Raw genomic sequence first — 938 nt, forward strand, 5'->3', positions numbered from 1 at the left:
AGAGTCTGACTCTGAACTCAGGTGGAACGAGCTAATCGTCTGATGAGCAAGAGGACGGCGGCGGCATAGAGGAAAGCAGTGGCGGAAGCGATGGTTGTTTCGAAGTCCTTGGCGAGGCGGCGGTTACGGCCGAGCCAGGCGAAGCAGCGCTCGACAACCCAGCGCCGCGGATGCACGGCGAAGCCGATTTGGTTCTTTGGCTTGCGCACGATCTCGATGGCGATGTTGGTGGCCTTGGCAACGCGACGGGCGACGTAACCCGCATCGGCAAAGGTCTTCTCGACGAATGGGAAGCTGCTTCGTGAAGCCTGGAGCAGCGGGACGGCGCCATCGCAATCCTGCGCCGAGGCGGCGTGGCATTGCAGAACCAGTGGCCGGCCGTCGGTATCGACCATGGCGTGACGCTTGCGCCCCAGGACCTTCTTGCCGGCGTCGTAGCCGCGCGGCCCGCCAGCTTCGGTGGTCTTGGTGCTTTGGCTGTCGATCACGGCCGCGGACGGGCTTGCCGCGCGTCCGGCGCGCTCGCGGTCGAGCATGACGAGATGGTGGTTCACGCTCTCCCATACGCCGCGATCGCGCAGCCCGCTGAACCAGCCATAGACCGTCTGCCGTGGTGGGAAGCAATCTGGCAGCATTCGCCAGGTAACGCCGGCACGCAGGACATAGAAGATCGCGTTGACGATATCGCGCATCGGCCAGTGTGGTGGCCGTCCCACCCGTGAAGGCGACGGCAGCAAAGGTGCCAGCACGGCCCATTCCGCATCAGTCACGTCACTGGCGAAGCGCAGGCCATCTCGTCTATGACGCGCACGGCTGGTCGGGGTCCACATCGGGCTGCTCATCCAATTCGGTCTCGACAACCCGTTGGAATCACAGTCGCTCCGGCCAGCCAACCCCCGTTCCGATCGCGTTCAGAGACAGGCTCTTAGCGCCGGAAT

At 64.2% G+C, this 938-nt stretch carries 1 protein-coding gene; it reads right to left on the minus strand.

Annotation, left to right across the window (positions count from 1 at the left end):
* Positions 1-17: 17 nt before the first annotated feature.
* Positions 18-830, minus strand: a complete 813-nt coding sequence (locus tag IEY36_RS30415; protein WP_188974079.1) for an IS5 family transposase — start codon at positions 828-830, stop codon at positions 18-20.
* Positions 831-938: the final 108 nt, after the last annotated feature.

Origin of the sequence: Neoroseomonas lacus (assembly GCF_014644535.1) — a bacterium.
GTDB lineage: Bacteria > Pseudomonadota > Alphaproteobacteria > Acetobacterales > Acetobacteraceae > Neoroseomonas > Neoroseomonas lacus.